The organism is Halomonas sp. 72, from assembly GCF_052379785.1.
GTDB classification, from domain to species: domain Bacteria; phylum Pseudomonadota; class Gammaproteobacteria; order Pseudomonadales; family Halomonadaceae; genus Vreelandella; species Vreelandella citrativorans.
The window spans coordinates 279,728-298,127 of sequence record NZ_JBQSYY010000001.1; the positions used below are offsets into that span (position 1 = coordinate 279,728).

The following is an 18,400-nucleotide window of genomic DNA, read 5'->3' on the forward strand; positions in this document are numbered from 1 at the left end:
CTATAGCCGTTCCAGGTACCCTACTCCGCCCAGGTTATGCATCTGCTGGCGTACCCATTGGCTACGCCTTTCCACTTGGGCGTCAGGTCGAGAGGCGCTGCGGGTGCGTGGGCTGGGGAGGATGGCCGCGAGCAGGCTTGCTTGGCGCTCCGTCATCGCTCCACCGGAGGCGCCAAAATAGTGTTGCGCTGCGGCTTCCAGGCCAAACACGCCGCTATCCCATTCAGCGATATTCAGATACACCTCAAGAATACGCTGTTTGCTCCAGAAAATTTCAATCAACAGTGTGAACCAGGCCTCTAACGCTTTGCGCGTCCAACTGCGCCCACTCCACAAAAAAACATTTTTGGCTGTTTGCTGACTCAGCGTGCTGGCGCCGCGCAAACGGCCGCCATCACGACTGGCTTCCCAGGCGCGTCGCAACTCAACAAAGTCAAAGCCTCGATGCAGAGGGAAGCGCTGATCTTCAGCAGCAATCACCGCCAACTTGGCATTGCTGGATAAATTGTCCCAGCTTCGCCACTGATGCTGAATGCGAATAGGTTCGCTGTTTACCCAGCTCTGTATTTTGCGCTCCACCATGATCATGGAGCCTGGCAAGGGCACAAAACGAAACAGAATGACCAGCGCCACAGAAAGGAGCACAAAAACCAGCACGCCGCGCCACACAAGACGCCATAGCTGACGAAGAAAGCGGCTCAGCGTACGTTTAAGCATCGTTATCCTTAAGATTTCATAAGATGTTCCGCATGATAACGTAGATGCTCCTCAATGAACGAGGCAATAAAGAAGTAACTATGGTCGTAACCTGGCTGACGACGCAGTGTCAGCGGATGATCATGCGCGTCACATACGGCTTCAAGCCGCTCGGGCTTGAGCTGCTCTTCTAAAAACTGGTCCGCCTCGCCCTGGTCAATAAACAGCCGTTGACGCGAGGCGCCATTAGCGACCAATTCACAAGCATCGTACTGACGCCAGGTGGACTGGTCCTCACCCAAATAGCTGGTAAACGCCTTTTGACCCCAAGGGCAGTTCATCGGGTTCACAATCGGCGAGAATGCTGACACCGAGCTAAAACGCCCTGGATGACGCAACGCTAAAATTAATGCCCCGTGGCCGCCCATCGAGTGGCCGCTAATCGACTCACGCCCGTTTACCGGGAAGTGCTGGCGTACAACGGAAGGCAACTCTTCAACGATATAGTCGTACATTCGATAGTGTGGCTTCCACGGCGCTTGGGTAGCGTTGACATAAAAACCTGCCCCCGAGCCAAGGTCATAACTATCGTGCTCGCCCGGTAAGTCTGTGCCACGCGGGCTGGTATCCGGACAAACGATAGCAATCCCAAGCTCTGCCGCTATCCGCTGGGCGCCCGCTTTCTGCATGAAGTTTTCATCGTTGCAGGTAAGCCCGGATAACCACCATAAAAGCGGTACACGCTCGCTTTCGGCTTGTGGCGGTAAGTACACCGCAAATTCCATATCGCAATCCAGCGCCCGAGAGTAATGGCGGTAGCGTTTGTGCCAGCCACCAAAACTGCGATTGGCAGACACCAGTTCCAGGGTTTCACTCATGCTCATGGGGCAGGCTCCTTGCGAAAAGAGAAGCGCGGCAGTGCTGCCTGCCGCGCTTTATCAGTAAATTAACAATACAGACCTGTTAATAACGACCTAGTAATGCAGAACGGTGCGGATGCTCTTGCCCGCATGCAGCAGTTCAAACGCTTCGTTGATTTTCTCAAACGGCATATCGTGAGTAATAAAATCATCAATATTAATTTCACCGTTCATGTAACGCTCAACGTAGCCTGGCAGTTCACTGCGGCCTTTCACACCACCAAACGCGGAGCCTTTCCAAACGCGCCCGGTCACCAGTTGGAACGGACGTGTGGAAATCTCTTCCCCCGCACCGGCGACGCCAATCACGATCGATTCGCCCCAGCCTTTGTGGCAGCACTCAAGCGCTGAGCGCATCACATTGACGTTACCGATACACTCAAACGAATAGTCCACGCCACCATCGGTCAAATCAACAATAACCTGCTGAATGGAGTCGCTGTAATCCTTGGGGTTTACAAAGTCAGTCGCGCCAAACTGCTTGGCCAGCTCAAACTTATCCGCATTAACGTCAATGGCGATAATTCGACCCGCTTTCGCCATGACCGCGCCCTGGATTACCGCCAGACCAATCGCCCCCAAACCAAAGACTGCGACGGTAGCGCCTGGCTCTACTTTTGCAGTATTGAGTACCGCGCCAATACCGGTAGTTACGCCACAGCCCAGCAAGCAGATTTTATCCATCGGGGCTTCTTTGGAAACCGCCGCTAACGAGACTTCAGGAAGTACGGTGTATTCGCTGAACGTGGACGTTCCCATGTAGTGGTGCAGCATCTTGCCATCCAGCGAGAAGCGCGAGGTGCCGTCGGGCATTACGCCTTTACCCTGGGTGGCACGCACGCTGCCGCACAGGTTGGTTTTACCTGACAGACAGAATTTGCACTTGCCACACTCAGCGGTATATAGCGGAATAACATGGTCGCCAGGCTTGAGGCTGGTCACCCCTTCACCTACTTCCTGAACGACACCAGCGCCTTCATGACCCAGCACTGAAGGGAAGAGTCCTTCCGGGTCAGCGCCCGACAACGTATAAGCATCGGTATGACAAACGCTAGTAGCCGCCATTTTTACCAACACTTCGCCCGCTTTCGGGCCTTCCACATCAATTTCAACCAGCTCAAGCGGTTTACCCGCCTCTAACGCAACGGCAGCACGTGATTTCATAGTGTCACTCCTTAAGACAGTGGCGCAGTAAGTCGCCTGAACAGATAACGTATTGCTCCAATAGCGACAGTGTAAGGTAGCTAGAGGTACTAGAAAAAGCGGGATATACTCATAATATTATTGCCACTGAGCAACAATCACCTACAACGGATGAGCCTCCATGCAGCGCTGGGATCGTGTCGAAGCCTTTATTGAAGTAGTCAGACTGGGCACATTTTCTGCGGCCGCAAACCATCTAAAAGTATCAACCTCGCATATTAGCCGCTTGGTGAGCCAACTCGAAAACCAGCTCGGCATTCAGCTTCTCTACCGTACAACGCGTCAAATACGCTTAACGGATGCAGGCGCTCTGTATATGGAGCATTGTCAGCATCTGTTTGATGGATTGAAAGATGCCGAACAGGCGCTGAGCGAACTGCAGGCCAAGCCTCGGGGCCTGCTTAAGCTGACCTCAGCCACTACCTTTGGCGAGCGTTATATCGCACCACTAGTTAATGAATTTCAATGCCTACATCCTGATCTTGAAGTGTACATGCATTTTACCAACCGGCCCGTTGAACTCATTGAGGAAGGCTTTGATATCGCCATTCGCATGGGCGTATTAAAGGATTCAAGCCTGATCGCCAGGCGCCTGTGCGACCGACGTGAATATGTTGTCGGCTCCCAGGATTACTTTCGCCAGACACCGCCTCCTCACACGTTGGCGGAACTTGGCCAACATCGTTGTTTGGTAGGTTCACGGCCTAATTGGCTGTTTGATAGCAACGGCCAACGCCGCGAAGTACGCGTAGAAAGCTGCTGGACGGGTAACTCCGGGCCCGCCCTGCTGGATGCCGCGCTTAAGGGCCTGGGCCTTGCCCAACTGCCCGACTATTACGTAGCACCTCACCTTGCAAGTGGCGAACTCATCGCCGTACTGGAACCCTTTCAGCACCATGATACGGCTGTCTGGGCGGTTTACCCCCGCCACCGCCACTTGTCCCCCAAGATTCGTCAATTGGTCGATTATCTGGTGGCCAATATGTCGCGAGTACTGCCGAACACGCCATCACTTTAACGCCAGGGCCGACCTTTCGCTTGCCATAGCCCTTCCTGCGCTTACGGTATTTCATTTTTTAAATCCCGCTATACGTAAAGCCGTTTGCGCCCTTATACACTTCAACGTAGTGTCATCTTTTAGCCCCAATGGGCTTTTTTTTTGCTACAAACCTCCACTCTAACGACATAAAACTTATGACACCCCCTAAAAATCATGAAAAAAACCTAAAGCGTGGTGCGTTTACCCGCTTTCTCGATAGCGTTGAGTGGCTTGGCAACTTGCTCCCTCATCCGGTCACGCTATTTGCCATTTTATGTGTCCTTGTGGTGATAGCCAGCGGTATTGCCGGTGCCTTAGGCGTGTCAGTTGCCGACCCACGCCCCGCTAACGAGGGCGAATGGATTGCGGTTAATTCCCTCCTTAACGCCGAAGGCTTACGCCGGCTGGTCACCGAGATGGTGACAAACTTCACAGGCTTTGCGCCTTTAGGCACTGTGCTGGTTGCCATGCTGGGCGTTGGCGTAGCCGAACACTCAGGGCTACTTTCTGCCAGCATGAGAGCGTTGGTGCTTAACCGCTCACCCCGCATCGTTACCTATGCCATTGTGTTTGCGGGCATTATGTCCAACATGGCGGCCGAGCTTGGCTACGTTGTACTTATTCCTCTGGCCGCCATGATCTTCCATTCACTTGGCCGCCACCCTTTGGCGGGTCTCGCTGCAGCTTTCTGTGGTGTTTCCGGCGGCTACAGCGCCAACCTGCTCATTGGAACCGTCGACCCGTTACTTTCTGGTATTACTCAAGAGGCCGCTCGCCTACTGGACCCGGCTTATGTAGTAGGCGCTGAAGCAAACTGGTTCTTCATGTTTGTCAGCACCTTCTTTGTGACCTTGATCGGCGGCCTGGTTACCGAACGTATCGTGGAACCGAAGCTTGGCAAATACGATGCCGCTGATGCCGATAGCGACATTGGCCAGCAGTCCATGCAAGGGCTTTCCGCTGAGGAGAAGCGGGCGCTAAAAGGCACGGGGTTAGCCACGCTGGTGCTTATTGGCTTAATTGCCATGACCGTGGTACCTGAAAATGGCATCTTGCGTAATCCAGAAACAGGGCTAATCAGCGGCTCGCCCTTCCTGAGCGGCATTGTGGTCATTGTAGCGGTCTCCTTCTCGCTACTGGGCTTCATCTATGGGCGCCTGGCAGGCACGATGCACAATGACCGTGATGTGGTAAATGCCATGGCCAAAAGCATGAGCAGCCTTGGGCTGTATATTGTGCTGGTCTTCTTTGCCGCTCAGTTTGTGGCGCTGTTTAACTGGAGCAATTTTGGTACCGTGACGGCCGTGGCGGGCGCTGATCTGCTGGAGTCGCTTGGGTTACGTGGCCCGGGCCTGTTTGCGCTGTTTATTTTACTGTGTGCGTTCGTCAACCTGTCGCTGGGCAGCGCATCGGCTCAGTGGGCGGTAACCGCTCCGATTTTCGTTCCCATGCTGATGCTGATGGGCTACGCGCCAGAGGTGATTCAGGCGGCCTACCGGATCGGTGATTCTGTCACCAACCTGATCACTCCGATGATGAGCTATTTTGGGCTGATACTGGCGGTTGCGACCCGTTACCGCAACGATATGGGCATTGGCACACTGGTCGCCTTAATGTTGCCCTATACGCTATTCATGCTGATCGGCTGGAGCTTACTGTTCTTTGTGTGGGTGTTTTTGCTGGGTCTGCCTGTTGGTCCTGGCTCTGCAACTCACTACACGCTATAACAAAGGCTCAACGGCATCAGGATTCGTGGAGTACTTGACACTAGATAGCAAAAAGCCCGCCGTTTAAAAAACGGCGGGCTTTTTTTACGCTAGACACTAGCGCCTAAGCACTAACCTGGACTGACTTACTCGTCCAGGAACGAACGTAGCGGCTCAGAACGGCTAGGGTGGCGAAGCTTGCGCAGCGCCTTGGCCTCAATCTGACGAATCCGTTCACGGGTTACGTCAAACTGCTTGCCCACTTCTTCAAGCGTGTGGTCAGTATTCATATCAATACCGAACCGCATGCGCAGTACCTTGGCTTCACGTGCGGTGAGGCCGCCCAGTACGTTACGCGTCGCTTCAATCAAGCCTTCGCCGGTGGCCATATCGATAGGCAGCAGCATGGTGCCGTCCTCGATAAAGTCGCCCAAGTGCGAGTCATCATCATCACCAATCGGCGTCTCCATGGAGATCGGCTCTTTGGCAATTTTGAGCACCTTACGTACTTTGTCTTCCGGCATTTCAAGACGTTCGCCGAGCTCTTCCGGGGTCGGTTCGCGGCCCATTTCCTGCAGCATCTGGCGCGACACGCGGTTAAGCTTGTTGATCGTCTCAATCATGTGAACCGGAATACGGATCGTCCGTGCCTGGTCGGCAATTGAGCGGGTAATCGCCTGACGAATCCACCAGGTCGCATAAGTAGAGAACTTATAACCCCGACGGTATTCGAACTTATCCACTGCCTTCATCAAACCGATGTTGCCTTCCTGAATCAAATCAAGGAATTGCAGACCACGGTTGGTGTACTTCTTGGCAATCGAGATAACCAGACGCAGGTTGGCCTCAACCATCTCTTTCTTGGCGCGGCGTGCTTTTGCCTCACCAATCGACAGCTTGCGGTTCACCTCTTTCAAATCCGCCACGGTGAGCTGCACCATGTCTTCTTCGAAAGCAATTTTACGCTGCGAACGGGCGATATCAGAACGTAACGGCTCAAGACGGTCAGCGTATTTGGGCTGCGCTTCCTGGAACGCATCCAACCACTTGAGGTTAGATTCGCTACCCGGGAACGATTTGATAAACGTCTTGCGCGGCACTTTGGCTTTTTTAACACAAAGCTGCATGACCGCTTTTTCCTGGGCACGCACTTGCTCAACACTAATACGTACCTGGCCTACCAGGCGTTCAAAGTGTTTTGGCACCAGTTTGATCGGCGAGAACAATTCGGCAAGACGAGCCTGCTCGGCTTTCAGCTCGGCGCTGCCGCGACCGTGCTTGGTAAGCGCCGCTCCGGCTAACGCGTTTTGCTCGCGAATTTGCTCAAAACGCGCCCGCGCCTCTTCAGGGTCCGGACCGCCTTCGCTGGCGTTGGAATCTTCGTCATCCTCCTCGCCATCGCTGTCGCCGTCTTCGTCGTCGCTTAAGTCGGTGGCTACCTCAGGTTCAGGCACATCCGCCTCGGCAACGCCGGGGATACCTTCATCGGGATCGATAAACCCTGAGAAAAGATCCGACAGACGGCCAGGCGCTTCTTCATCCTGAGTAGCGTCGTAAGCATCCAGAATGGAGGCGACAGCCCCTGGCAAGTAGGCCAGGGCCGACATGACTTCACGTGTACCCTCTTCGATCCGCTTGGCAATTTCGATTTCGCCTTCACGGGTCAAGAGTTCTACTGTGCCCATTTCACGCATGTACATGCGGACTGGGTCTGTGGTGCGACCCACGTCGCTTTCCACGGCAGCGAGTGCCGCAACGGCCTCTTCCGCAGCGGACTCGTCCGTGGAGTGATCCGACATCATCAAAGTGTCTTCATCAGGCGCTTCTTCAGCGACACGGATACCCATGTCGTTGATCATGCCAATGATGTCTTCCACTTGATCCGGGTCGGCGATATCCTCGGGTAGATGGTCGTTGACCTCGGCATACGTCAGGTAACCCTGCTCTTTGCCGCGCGCGATCAACTCCTTCAGACGTGACTGCTGCTGCGCATTTCCAGCCATAGAAACCCTATCTCGACGAAGAAGAATGAAACACCTGGAGCGCTGAATCGATTAAACTCAACAAGCCGAACAGTATAGCGTAAATAGCTGTATTTTTTCCAGCGAAACGTATTTGCGCGGTCATTCAGGTGTGTTAGGTTGTTCGGTTAGGCCAGCACTTGGTGACTGACCCTATATCTGGTGTTGGTGAGGGAAAAATTTAACCCCCTCTCTCCGAACACCGGTCAAAACCGCTGGGCCAACTCGACTACCAAGCCGGCCAAGCGCTGACGCTGCTGTTTATCCAATTTCTGCCCAGCGCGTTCCTGAGCCAACAACGCCTCGTACTCTTCCTGGGGCGAGCGCTTACGTTGCTTCTGCTGCAAGTGCTCAACCAACCCCCTTAACTCTGCTTCTCGTGCTGCCTTGGGGATCAATAACTCCCGCGCGGCAAACTCTGCCAGCACCGCGCCCTGTGGCGTACCCTGAAAATGCGCCAGCACGACCTGCGGACTGCGATAGCGTCCGGCCTGCAAGAGCACGATCAAATCGCGACAGAGCGGCGTATCCGCATCATCAGGCAGCCACTCCAGATTATCCGGCAAGGCTGACACTACGCTCGGCTCGTGCAGCAGAAGCTGCACGATGCGCCCAACGGGCGTAAGCACCCGGTTACGTGCACGTGACGTAGCTCCAGTAGAGCCCGCCTCTACAGTACTCGTCTGCTCCGCGCTATCTTCGACAACAGGTTCAGCCGCCTCCCAATACGCTTGCCCCTTGGGTGCCGCTGTGCGCTTATCCAACAGCGCTTGCAACTGCTTTTGCGCCAAGCCACTGCGCTTGGCAAGCGCTTCAAGCAGTAACGATTTGAGCATGCCATCAGGTACTTTGTTCAACGCTTCAAGTACCTGGCTTGCAAATCGCTCGCGCCCCTCCACCGTGTTTAAATCACGGCCCTGAGCCGCCTGCTCAAACAAAAACTCCGACAGCGGCATCGCACAGGTAACACGATCCTTAAACGCTTCGGCACCTTCACGACGCACCAGCGTATCCGGGTCATCACCTTCTGCCAGAAATAGAAAACGCGCCTCACGGCCGTCAATCATCAACGGCAGCGCGGTTTCCAGTGCTCGACTGGCGGCCTGGCGGCCAGCGCGGTCGCCATCAAAACAGAACACCACTCGGCTGACCAAACGAAACAGACGGCTTAGATGATCTTCGGTCGTCGCGGTTCCCAGCGTAGCCACCGCGTTATGGATGCCGTATTGCGCAAGCGCCACAACGTCCATATAGCCTTCTACCATCACCAGCTGCTCAAGCTTGCTGGATGCCTGGCGCGCTTCATAAAGCCCATAAAGCTCGCGCCCTTTATGAAACACAGGGGTTTCTGGTGAGTTGAGGTATTTGGGCTGCTCGTCGCCCATCACTCGCCCACCAAATGCAATCGTTCGCCCTCGTAAATCGCGGATCGGAAACATCACCCGATCCCGAAAACGATCGTAAGTACGCCCCGTATCTTCACGATGGATCAACAGGCCATACTCAATCTGGACAGGTTCTGATATCTCCCGCTCACCAAGGTGCTGCTTGAGCGCTTCCCAGCCGCCAGGCGCGTAGCCTATGCCGTAGGCATTGATCACCTCAGCAGAAAGCCCTCGGTTTTCCAGATATTGCTGGGCGCCTTGCCCTTCGCGCATTTTAAGGCGCTCGCGATAAAAGCTTGCCGCAAGCTCGAGCAGGTTAACGCCCTCTTTGCGCTTTTTTTCACGCTGATGTGCACGCGGGTCGTCAGCGCCTTCGCGCGGCACGTCAAGACCCAGCCGCCCGGCCAACTGCTCCACCGCTTCAGGAAACGGCAATTTGTCGTATTCCATCAAGAAGCGTAGTGCATTCCCATGCACGCCACAGCCAAAGCAGTGATAAAACTGTTTATCAGCACTTACCGTAAACGAAGGCGTTTTTTCCTGATGAAAAGGGCAAAGACCCGAGTAGTTCCGGCCAGCCTTTTTAAGCTGCACACGCTCACCAACCACTTCCACCACGTCAACGCGGCTAAGCAAATCGTCAATAAAACGCTGGGGAATCTGGCCTGCCATTTACAACGGCACCCTCGCGCATGTGCGCTAAACGCTTGCTTAACGTCATCTGGCGGACTGCCCAATCACCTTAAACAGCGTAGAAAACTGAAAAAACAAACGGCCACCTAGTGGCGGCCGCTTGGCATCCCTCTTGAGACAACCAGCTAACCGCTCTGGCTCTCTCGGGTACGGATCAATAGAGCCGTTCGAAACGCTTTTGCTCACGCTGAACTTTCTTGGCGTGGCGTTTTACGGCAGCTGCCGCTTTGCGTTTACGCTCAGCAGTCGGCTTCTCATAGTGCTCGCGACGGCGTACTTCAGAAAGAACACCAGCTTTTTCGCAAGAACGCTTGAAGCGACGCAGGGCGACGTCAAACGGCTCGTTATCACGTACTTTTACAGAAGGCATTAAGCACTCACCTACCTTAAGGAGTCTTGAGTTCGAAAGTACGTACACCATCATCGCATTATTGCGAAGAACATAGCGTACGACCCAGTTTTTACAGCGCACGATAGTTTAGTCGTGGTTGGCAATGATTGCAAACTGCACCCCTGACATTGTGTAATCAATGCCACCTTTATGGGCGTTAGACATGTTAAAATTTTGCCTTATGCAATCTGTTAGCCCTCTGTAGAGACTTCCTATGCGTGTGCTTGGCATCGAAACTTCCTGCGACGAAACCGGCGTTGCTCTTTATGACACCTCCCGCTCAGGGGGCGACGGCCTGCTGGCCGATGCGCTGTATAGCCAAATTGCCATGCACGCCGAGTATGGCGGCGTGGTGCCCGAGCTTGCCTCACGGGACCACACGCGCAAGCTGCTCCCTTTGATTGAGCAAGTGTTAAGTGATGCCAAGCTAACAAGAAACGATTTAGAGGGTATTGCCTATACCGCAGGCCCGGGGTTGGTAGGCGCGCTCATGGTGGGTGCCAGTACGGCCCACGGTATGGCCCGTGCACTGGGCATTCCGGTATTGGGCGTACACCACATGGAAGGTCATCTACTCGCTCCCATGCTGGAAGACGATGCGCCAGCGTTTCCTTTTGTGGCCCTACTGGTATCTGGTGGCCATACCCAGTTGGTGGAAGTCCAAGGACTTGGAAGCTATCAGCTATTGGGTGAATCCGTTGATGATGCGGCCGGTGAAGCGTTTGATAAAGCCGCTAAAATGCTCGGCCTTGCTTATCCCGGCGGCCCGTTGGTGGCCAAGCTTGCCGAACAGGGCGACCCCAAACGGTTTCGTTTTCCACGTCCGATGACTGACCGGCCGGGGCTTAATTTCAGTTTCTCAGGGTTAAAAACGCATACCTTAACGGCCATACGTCAGTTGGAAGCGGCTGGCGAGCTTGACGAGCAGGCGCGCGCTGATGTGGCCCGCGCCTTTGAAGAAGCCGTGGTCGATACACTGGTCATCAAATGCCGACGGGCGCTGGACCAAACGGGGTTAAAACGGCTGGTGGTGGCTGGCGGGGTGAGCGCCAATCACCGGTTGCGTGAGCGCCTGGCACTTGAGTGTCAAAAACGTCAGGCAAAGGCCTACTATCCTCGCGGCCGGTTCTGCACGGATAACGGCGCCATGATCGCGTACGTGGGCGCGCAGCGCCTGGCCGCTGGAGAACAGGACAAGGATGGCGTTATGCAGGCTACGCCGCGCTGGCCGCTTGATCAGTTGACGCCTCCCAACGCCGAATAATTAGCGACGCCCCAGGCGCGGCTCATCGCCGCGTCTTAATCTGCGAATATTAAGCCCATGACGCAGCAGCACCAGTAGGCTCAAGCCGCCCACTACGCCCACATAAGCAGGCGCCAGCCAGATACAGGCAAGCGGCGCCACCAGCGCGCTTAACAAGGAAGCCATTGCCGCGGTTTTTAAGCGCCACGCCAGCAAGGTCCACACCCCCACGCTCACCAGCGCAACACCCGGGGTCAACACCAGCAGCACGCCCAACGCGCTGGCGACGGCCTTTCCGCCACGAAAGCCATACCATACCGGGTAGCTATGCCCCAGTAATACCGCCAGCCCAATCAGCCCCTGCCAACTGACCGGTAACGCCATTAATTTACTGGCAAGCACTATGGGTACGCCTTTTAACGCATCCAGCAAAAGCGTGGCACCCGCTAGGCGCGGCCCATAAAGGCGTAACACGTTAGAAAAACCGGGATTACCGGAGCCACAGCGACGAGGATCGCCCACTCCCGCTATCCGGCAAACACTAATCGCTGCCAGCCAACTGCCGCTTAAATAGCCGAACACTAACCACGCCATGGCGCCTTTTCCATCCTACTGTCGTTTCGTTTCATCCTAACGTACAATCGCCCGCTTGTTGTCGCCGAGGAAGAGCTTGTGGACCGCATTTTGATCGAAGCACTCAAGGTAGACACCGTGATTGGTGTTTACGATTGGGAACGCACCATCCAACAGTCGCTTAGCCTGGACTTAACCCTGGCGACCGATATTCGCCCGGCTGCCGCTACTGACGATTTAAGCTTAACGCTAGACTATGCGGCTATCTGCCAGCGTATCCAACGATTCGCTGACACGCATCAATTCGCGCTGGTGGAGACCTTCGCGGAACGCTTGGCTGACTGCCTGCGCAGCGAGTTTTCCATTACCTGGTTACGCTTGCGGGTGCGTAAACCCGGCGCGGTGCCGCAAGCGGCGAGCGTAGGCCTTGAAATTACACGTGGCGAGCTACCGGAGGCCACAAGGACATAATCTCATGAGCCTGGTTACCGTCAGTTTAGGCAGCAATATTGATCCTGTGCGTCATATCCGCCTGTGTCTCGATGCACTTTTCGATACCTTCGGGCCTTTAAATGTCTCGCGCGTTTTTGAAAGCGAGCCGGTTGGTTTTAGCGATACCCGTAATTTTTATAACCTGGTCGTGGCCTTCGAAAGTAACTGGTCGCCGAGTGAATTACAGGCATGGGCCAAGGCTTTGGAAATTATTCATGGCCGTAAGCAGGGCTTGGACAAATACAACCCTAAAGCGCTGGATATCGACCTGCTAACAGTGGGTAACCTGCAGGGCGTCGTTGAAGGTGTTGCACTGCCCCGCGCCGAGATGACCGAAAGCGCATTCGTGTTACAGCCCTTGGCGGAGCTGCTACCTAACGAACGGCACCCGGCTTGCAACACGCCTTACGCCACACTTTGGAATAATTTTTCGCTGGGGAATCAGCGGCTTTGGGCGGTAGATTTTACCTGGGGTAACGCCTGGATATCGCACGCGGAGCCTGCGCTCTGTACGTCCCAGGCTCGCTAAACCTCTTCTGCTTGGCTAATCATTCGCTTAACGCATCACTGACCGCTTGCTGGCGCTGTTCACGTAGCGCCTGGCCTAATTCAGCCCCCTTGAATCCTTGAGCGATGAGCCCCTGCGGGCTAACGCTGCGTGCCGCCTGCCAAGCAACCTGTAGCGGCTGGGCATACTCTTTTTCAATAACACCGGCACTTTCAATCACACCGACTAACGTGAGCTGTGTGGCGACCTGGTCAGGCTTACGAAAACCATCCAGGCGTTCTAGCCAATGCAGCACAGCTATCGCCTCTAAAGGCTCTTTCAGCAACGATAGGGTCAACGCGACATAGCGCGCCAACAGCGCTACGGCATTGGGTAAACGTAGCGTTGACGCCAATGCCTCGCGACCCGCATCGTCCAGCACGCTCACCAGTAATGCATAGCGCCAATGTGCCAGCGGCGTTGAGCTATCGTCAGGCACGTATTGCAGTGCGGCCAAGCCGCTCTGCAGTTTTTCTGCTGAGAACGGCCACCATATTGCCAGCGCTTCACACTGCGCCAACGTCGTGAAGTAAGCTTCGGGGCTGGGTTCACCCAAGGCTTTTTCGGTTTCGACCCATACCCGTTCAGCGGCTAAATGCTCAAGCTCACCACTGCGGCTAACCTCGGTCATCAGTGCCAGGGTTTCAGAGGCGATAGAGAACCCCAGCGACGCATAGCGGGCTAAAAAACGTGCCGTACGCAGCACCCGCAGCGGGTCTTCACCAAACGCAGAAGAAATATGCCGCAGCACGCGTTGTTCGATATCCTTCTGGCCATCAAAGGGATCAATCAGCGGCCCATCGACCCGTTGCGCAATGGCATTCACGGTCAGGTCGCGGCGCAGCAGGTCCTCTTCCAGCGTTACTTCGGGGCTGGCATGCACTTCAAACCCGGAATATCCGTGCCCAGTTTTTCGCTCCGTACGCGCCAGCGCATACTCCTCCGCTGTATCAGGGTGCAAAAACACGGGAAAATCTCGCCCCACCGGCTTAAAGCCGCGCTGGCGCATAGCCGCTGGGGTAGCGCCCACCACCACCCAGTCGTTGTCATACACTGGCCAGCCCAGCAGCGCATCGCGAACAGCGCCGCCCACTCGGTATACGTCCAGCCCGGCAATGCACGGATCATTTGAATGCGCCATCACTACCGCCCTCCTCGTTGCTGGCTGGGTACGCTCATTCGCTCACCGGTATCTATATTAAGCGCGGTTAACGTCCCACCCCACACGCAGCCCGTATCCAACGCGTCTACCCGAACCCTGGCGCCCCGAGTCTTTCCTTCTAGCGCGGCCCAGTGCCCAAACAGGAGGTGAGGGTCGTCGTCACGGGCATACTGAAACCACGGCGCAAAGCCAGGCGGGGTGCTCGCAAGGCCCTCTTTAGCAGCAAACTCCAGCCGCCCTTGGCTGTCAATAAAGCGCATACGTGCCATAGCGTTAACAATAAAGCGCAGCCGGTCCATTCCCTCCAGGTCCTCTCGCCAACGATCAGGCTGATTACCAAAAAGCTCGGTCAAGAAATGCCCTGACTGCTCGCTGGTAAGCGCTTGCTCGACCTCACGGCTATAAGCGACAGCCTGCTCTATGCGCCACTGAGGCAGCAAACCGGCATGCGTCATTAGGGTATTGCCTTGCTGCACTGCAAGCGGCTGGCACTGCAGCCAATCCAGCAGTTGCTCGCGATCTGGCGCATTAAGAATATCGTTGAGGGTGTCGTGCTTTTTTTGCCTGCCGCCGCCACGCGCGACCACCAACAGATGAAAGTCGTGGTTGCCCAGCACACAGCGTACCGAGCCGCCCAGTGCGTGCGCTTCGCGTAAACACTCAAGGGAGCCTGGCCCACGGTTGATCACATCGCCCACCAGCCACAAAGTGTCGTGCGAGGGATTAAAGTTCAGGGCTTCAAGTAGCGTCATAAACTCGGCGTAGCAGCCATGCAAATCGCCAATCGCGTAGGTACTCATGCGCGGGCCTTATATAAACGAGGGCATTAAACATGCATATTAAAACGCGCACATTACACATGCTGCGCGGTGTACGATTGCGCTCTGAGCGCCTGTCCTGGCAAGAGCCCCATACCAAACCAGCACGCACTGCCTGGCCGTCAGACTGAACTCAACAATGCTTTAATGCAGTATTCGCGATGGTGATCACTAACGTTAGTGCAACTGACGCGGCACAGCCAAGCGAAAAGGCGCTACGGGCACTTCAAAGGCACGCTGGGTATAGGTGTTCAACAACGTATAGGCACCTTCCATCACGCCCACCGGTGTTTGCAAAATCGCCCGACTGGTATAGCGAAAGCGCTGACCGGGGCCAATCAATGGCTGCTGCCCGACCACGCCCTTGCCACGCACTTCCTGACTATCGCCGTTGCCCTGGGTGATTTTCCAGTAACGTGCCATCAGCTGTACGCTATGCGGGCTTTGATTATGTACCGTCACGGTATAGCTAAATACGTAGCGTGATTCCACGTCGCTGGATTCTTCGGCACAATATTCAGGCGTTACACTGACATCGATGGCTAAACCACTCACCCGTTTTCACTCCCATCACTACCTGGCCTTTCATCAGCAGCCACACGGTTAGCAATGGTTACATACTCAGCAACCGTTAGCGTTTGCGGGCGGCGCGTGGGGTCAATACCCAGCGCTTCTAACGTTTCAGGGCTGACGCGTCCTTTAAAGTTATTACGTAAGGTTTTACGGCGTTGGCCAAAGGCTAGCTTTACCAGCTCAAACAGAAGTGCCGGGTCGTCGGCTACGTGCGGCAAACTTGCGTGCGGTGTGAGGCGCACAATGGCAGAGTCAACTTTAGGCCGGGGCACAAAGGCCTCGGGCGGTACGATAAACAGCTGGTCAACGTGGCAGTAGTACTGCGCCATCACAGAAAGCCGCCCCCAATCCGTACCGCCTGGCTGGGCAGCCAGCCGCTCAACGACCTCTTTTTGGAGCATGAAGTGCATGTCGGCAACCGCATTACCGGCCGTAAGCAGATGCACGATCAGAGGTGTTGAGATGTTATAGGGCAGATTGCCGACGACACGCAGGGCGGGGCCATCGCCCTTCAGCGCCGCGAAGTCAAACTTCAGCGCATCGCCTTCATGGATAATAAAGTCGGGGTAGTTGAAGAACTGCACGCGTAGGCCAGGAATCAAATCGCGGTCCAGCTCAATCACCTCAAGCTTCCCTGCCGCCTCAAGCAGTGGCGCGGTCAGCGCGCCTTGGCCCGGCCCAATTTCAACAAGACGGTCGCCTTCCCGCGGCCCAATAGAGCGCACAATACGCGAGATGATACCCAGGTCACGTAGAAAGTTTTGACCGAAGCGTTTGCGAGCACGGTGCTGCTGGGGCACTTGAGACATCTAACAGAATTCCTTGGAGGTATTTTTCAATCGTGGAGGCGTTACGCCTGGCGGGCCGTTTGGGCGCGCTGTTCGGCAAGACGCCGAGCAAGCGATAGCGCAACGCGCAAGCTACCAGGGTCAGCCACGCCTTTACCCGCGAGGTCAAGCGCGGTGCCGTGGTCTACCGACGTACGCACTAGCGGCAAGCCCAGCGTGATATTAGCAGCTTGACCAAAGCCAGCATACTTAAGCACGGCCAAGCCCTGGTCATGGTACATCGCCAGCACGGCATCAACACCCGCCAAGTGGCGAGGCGTAAACAGCGTATCGGCAGGAAAAGGGCCTTGAATATCCAGCCCTTGCGCACGCAGGGATTCAAGCGCGGGGATAATCGTCTCTTGCTCTTCATGGCCCAAATGGCCATCTTCGCCCGCGTGAGGATTTAGCCCGCACACGGCAATACGCGGCGAGGCAATACCAAACTGATGCACCAGATCATCGGCCAGCAAGCGGCTAATCCGGGTTACCCGCGCGACGGTAATCGCATCGGCAACCTGGCGCAGCGGCAAGTGTGTGGTGACCAATGCAACGCGAAGATCACCACTGCCTTGCCAGTCCGGTGCGTTGGCGTGTAACGCGGCATCGGTTGCCAGCATCATCACGACCTCATCAACACCGCAGGCATCACGCAACCACTCTGTATGCCCTGTGAACCCTGGGTAGCCGCCTTCAATGATGACGCCTTTATGCAGCGGTGCGGTGACAATGGCGGCCGCCTGGCCTGCCTGACAGGCAGCCACGGCCAGCTCAAGCGTGGCAAGCACATACCCTGCATTGGCCGGGTTAAGCACGCCAGGCGTTGCGGGCTCATTCAACGCTACGGGCCAAACGGGTAACTGCCCCGCGCAAGCGGCTACTTCCTGGCCTGGGCTTGTTTCCACCAGTGCCACATCAAGCTCTAGCGCAGCGGCCCGCTGGCGCAACATATCGGCATCACCAATGGCGACGGCCTGCGCCGGTAGGTGGCCCTGTACGGCCAGCATAAGCACTAGCTCAGGCCCAATACCCGCAGGCTCTCCCGTGGTAATCAGCAGCGGAAGGTCAGCGATTTGGCTCATTTAAAGGCGAACATCCACAAAGGCTTCCGCGCGAATTTCCTGCTGCCAGACTTGCAGCTCTTCATTGGCGCGGCGCTGGAAAATGGCCTGACGCACTTGCTCCTGGCGGCTCTCATTGGTCACGTTCTGACGACGACGCTCTTCAACTTCAATTACGTGGTAGCCGAACTGTGAGCGCACTGGCTCGGAGATTTGGTTAACGTTCAGCGTCTGCAATGCTTCCTCAAACGCCGGTACGGTTTGGCCAGGACGCACCCAACCCAGCTCGCCACCGTTAAGCGCACTACCGCTGTCGTCACTAAACTCACGTGCTACGGAGGCAAAGTCAGCACCTTGCTGTAAACGCTGACGCACCTCCTGAGCCCGGGCACGCGCCTGCTCTTCACTGCGCGTTGGCGTTAGCTCAACCAGTACGTGACGTGCGCGGATCTCTTCGACAAACGCCTGATCGCTATTTTGATTGCCCTGTTGATCAAGCACGCGCTGAACATCACGGTCGCTGACCGATACGCGCTGGCCAACCTGGCGCTGCTGCACTTGGCGCATCAACATTTCACGACGAATGTCTTCACGCACCTCAGCTAGCGTCATGCCATCGGCTTCTACCGCGTTTGCGAACTGATCCAACGTCATGTTGTTGGATTCAGCAATCGTACGCAGCTGACGGTTCAGCTCGGTATCATCGATGCTTAGATTGCTGCGATTTGCCAGCTGTAACTGGATTTCATCCAGTATCATCCGTTCAAGCACTTGCGCCTGAAGCGCAGAGCCTGGCGGAAGCGAGCCTCCCTGAGCTTGCGCTTGCTGCTCTATCTGAGCAACACGATCGTCGAGTTCACTGCGCATAATAACGCCATCGTTAACCACGGCAACGATGCTATCGATCGGCTGGCGCTGGGTGGACTCAAAATTCTGCGCTTGCGTTACCAGTGGAGCGGCAAGCGTGCCTGCGCCCATGCACAGCGCGATAACGCTCGCGGCCGACATCGTTTTTGCATGAGCTAGCAGCATATTTCTGGTTTTCATAAA

Annotated in this window: 18 protein-coding genes; 5 read left to right on the forward strand and 13 right to left on the reverse strand. The window is 55.6% G+C overall.

Annotated features, from left to right (window positions below):
- From mtgA to ACT3T6_RS01325, 3 genes are all read right to left on the reverse strand, one after another.
- The gene (gene mtgA / locus ACT3T6_RS01315; RefSeq protein WP_172117523.1) at window positions 1-717 is read right to left on the reverse strand and encodes a monofunctional biosynthetic peptidoglycan transglycosylase; all 717 of its coding nucleotides are present in this window, start codon (window positions 715-717) and stop codon (window positions 1-3) included.
- Window positions 718-725: 8 nt separating this feature from the next.
- Window positions 726-1,580, reverse strand: a complete 855-nt coding sequence (gene fghA, locus ACT3T6_RS01320; protein WP_172117522.1) for an S-formylglutathione hydrolase — start codon at window positions 1,578-1,580, stop codon at window positions 726-728.
- Between the two features lie 90 nt (window positions 1,581-1,670).
- Window positions 1,671-2,780 carry an S-(hydroxymethyl)glutathione dehydrogenase/class III alcohol dehydrogenase gene (locus ACT3T6_RS01325; protein WP_193054474.1) on the reverse strand — a complete coding sequence of 370 codons (1,110 nt, stop codon included), beginning with the start codon at window positions 2,778-2,780 and terminating at the stop codon, window positions 1,671-1,673.
- 160 nt (window positions 2,781-2,940) lie between these two features.
- On the opposite strand from ACT3T6_RS01325, the gene ACT3T6_RS01330 reads away from it, so the two are divergent.
- Together ACT3T6_RS01330 and ACT3T6_RS01335 are read left to right on the forward strand one after the other, a co-directional pair.
- A complete protein-coding gene (locus ACT3T6_RS01330) occupies window positions 2,941-3,837 on the forward strand; it encodes a LysR family transcriptional regulator (RefSeq protein ID WP_172117520.1) in 897 nt (298 codons plus the stop codon).
- Between the two features lie 176 nt (window positions 3,838-4,013).
- Window positions 4,014-5,585, forward strand: a complete 1,572-nt coding sequence (locus tag ACT3T6_RS01335) for an AbgT family transporter (RefSeq protein ID WP_192527424.1) — start codon at window positions 4,014-4,016, stop codon at window positions 5,583-5,585.
- 125 nt (window positions 5,586-5,710) lie between these two features.
- Here ACT3T6_RS01335 and rpoD read toward each other — a convergent pair whose 3' ends face one another.
- From rpoD to rpsU, 3 genes are all read right to left on the reverse strand, one after another.
- Entirely contained in the window at window positions 5,711-7,567 is a 1,857-nt protein-coding gene (gene rpoD / locus ACT3T6_RS01340; RefSeq protein WP_192527423.1) for an RNA polymerase sigma factor RpoD, read from the reverse strand.
- A 224-nt stretch (window positions 7,568-7,791) separates the two neighbouring features.
- Window positions 7,792-9,642, reverse strand: coding sequence for a DNA primase (gene dnaG, locus ACT3T6_RS01345; RefSeq protein WP_192527422.1), 1,851 nt, complete (start codon window positions 9,640-9,642; stop codon window positions 7,792-7,794).
- Between the two features lie 175 nt (window positions 9,643-9,817).
- On the reverse strand, window positions 9,818-10,033 hold the full coding sequence (rpsU, locus tag ACT3T6_RS01350) for a 30S ribosomal protein S21 (RefSeq protein WP_008956349.1): 216 nt from the start codon (window positions 10,031-10,033) through the stop codon (window positions 9,818-9,820).
- A gap of 235 nt (window positions 10,034-10,268) precedes the next feature.
- On the opposite strand from rpsU, the gene tsaD reads away from it, so the two are divergent.
- Entirely contained in the window at window positions 10,269-11,318 is a 1,050-nt protein-coding gene (gene tsaD, locus ACT3T6_RS01355; protein WP_172117516.1) for a tRNA (adenosine(37)-N6)-threonylcarbamoyltransferase complex transferase subunit TsaD, read from the forward strand.
- Here tsaD and plsY read toward each other — a convergent pair whose 3' ends face one another.
- Window positions 11,319-11,891: a glycerol-3-phosphate 1-O-acyltransferase PlsY gene (gene plsY / locus ACT3T6_RS01360; RefSeq protein ID WP_172117515.1), complete on the reverse strand. Its 573-nt coding sequence runs from the start codon at window positions 11,889-11,891 to the stop codon at window positions 11,319-11,321.
- A 78-nt stretch (window positions 11,892-11,969) separates the two neighbouring features.
- On the opposite strand from plsY, the gene folB reads away from it, so the two are divergent.
- Window positions 11,970-12,341: a dihydroneopterin aldolase gene (gene folB, locus ACT3T6_RS01365; protein WP_192527421.1), complete on the forward strand. Its 372-nt coding sequence runs from the start codon at window positions 11,970-11,972 to the stop codon at window positions 12,339-12,341.
- A gap of 4 nt (window positions 12,342-12,345) precedes the next feature.
- Window positions 12,346-12,891 carry a 2-amino-4-hydroxy-6-hydroxymethyldihydropteridine diphosphokinase gene (gene folK, locus ACT3T6_RS01370; protein ID WP_192527420.1) on the forward strand — a complete coding sequence of 182 codons (546 nt, stop codon included), beginning with the start codon at window positions 12,346-12,348 and terminating at the stop codon, window positions 12,889-12,891.
- Window positions 12,892-12,910: 19 nt separating this feature from the next.
- Here the strand turns inward: folK and ACT3T6_RS01375 are convergent, their stop codons facing one another.
- The 6 genes from ACT3T6_RS01375 to ACT3T6_RS01400 all read right to left on the reverse strand — a co-directional run bounded on the left by ACT3T6_RS01375 (window position 12,911) and on the right by ACT3T6_RS01400 (window position 18,397).
- Window positions 12,911-14,050, reverse strand: coding sequence for a polynucleotide adenylyltransferase (locus tag ACT3T6_RS01375; protein WP_192527419.1), 1,140 nt, complete (start codon window positions 14,048-14,050; stop codon window positions 12,911-12,913).
- A 2-nt stretch (window positions 14,051-14,052) separates the two neighbouring features.
- On the reverse strand, window positions 14,053-14,871 hold the full coding sequence (locus tag ACT3T6_RS01380; protein ID WP_193054473.1) for a symmetrical bis(5'-nucleosyl)-tetraphosphatase: 819 nt from the start codon (window positions 14,869-14,871) through the stop codon (window positions 14,053-14,055).
- A 195-nt stretch (window positions 14,872-15,066) separates the two neighbouring features.
- Complete coding sequence (gene apaG, locus ACT3T6_RS01385) at window positions 15,067-15,444, reverse strand: Co2+/Mg2+ efflux protein ApaG (RefSeq protein WP_172117510.1); 378 nt, start codon at window positions 15,442-15,444, stop codon at window positions 15,067-15,069.
- Window positions 15,441-16,271 (reverse strand): 16S rRNA (adenine(1518)-N(6)/adenine(1519)-N(6))-dimethyltransferase RsmA, encoded by an 831-nt coding sequence (gene rsmA / locus ACT3T6_RS01390; protein ID WP_193054472.1) that lies wholly within the window; start codon window positions 16,269-16,271, stop codon window positions 15,441-15,443. The genes apaG and rsmA overlap by 4 nt, the downstream gene beginning before the upstream one ends.
- A gap of 41 nt (window positions 16,272-16,312) precedes the next feature.
- Window positions 16,313-17,371 carry a 4-hydroxythreonine-4-phosphate dehydrogenase PdxA gene (pdxA, locus tag ACT3T6_RS01395; protein WP_193054471.1) on the reverse strand — a complete coding sequence of 353 codons (1,059 nt, stop codon included), beginning with the start codon at window positions 17,369-17,371 and terminating at the stop codon, window positions 16,313-16,315.
- Window positions 17,372-18,397 carry a peptidylprolyl isomerase gene (locus tag ACT3T6_RS01400; RefSeq protein WP_172117507.1) on the reverse strand — a complete coding sequence of 342 codons (1,026 nt, stop codon included), beginning with the start codon at window positions 18,395-18,397 and terminating at the stop codon, window positions 17,372-17,374.
- Window positions 18,398-18,400 lie beyond the last annotated feature (3 nt).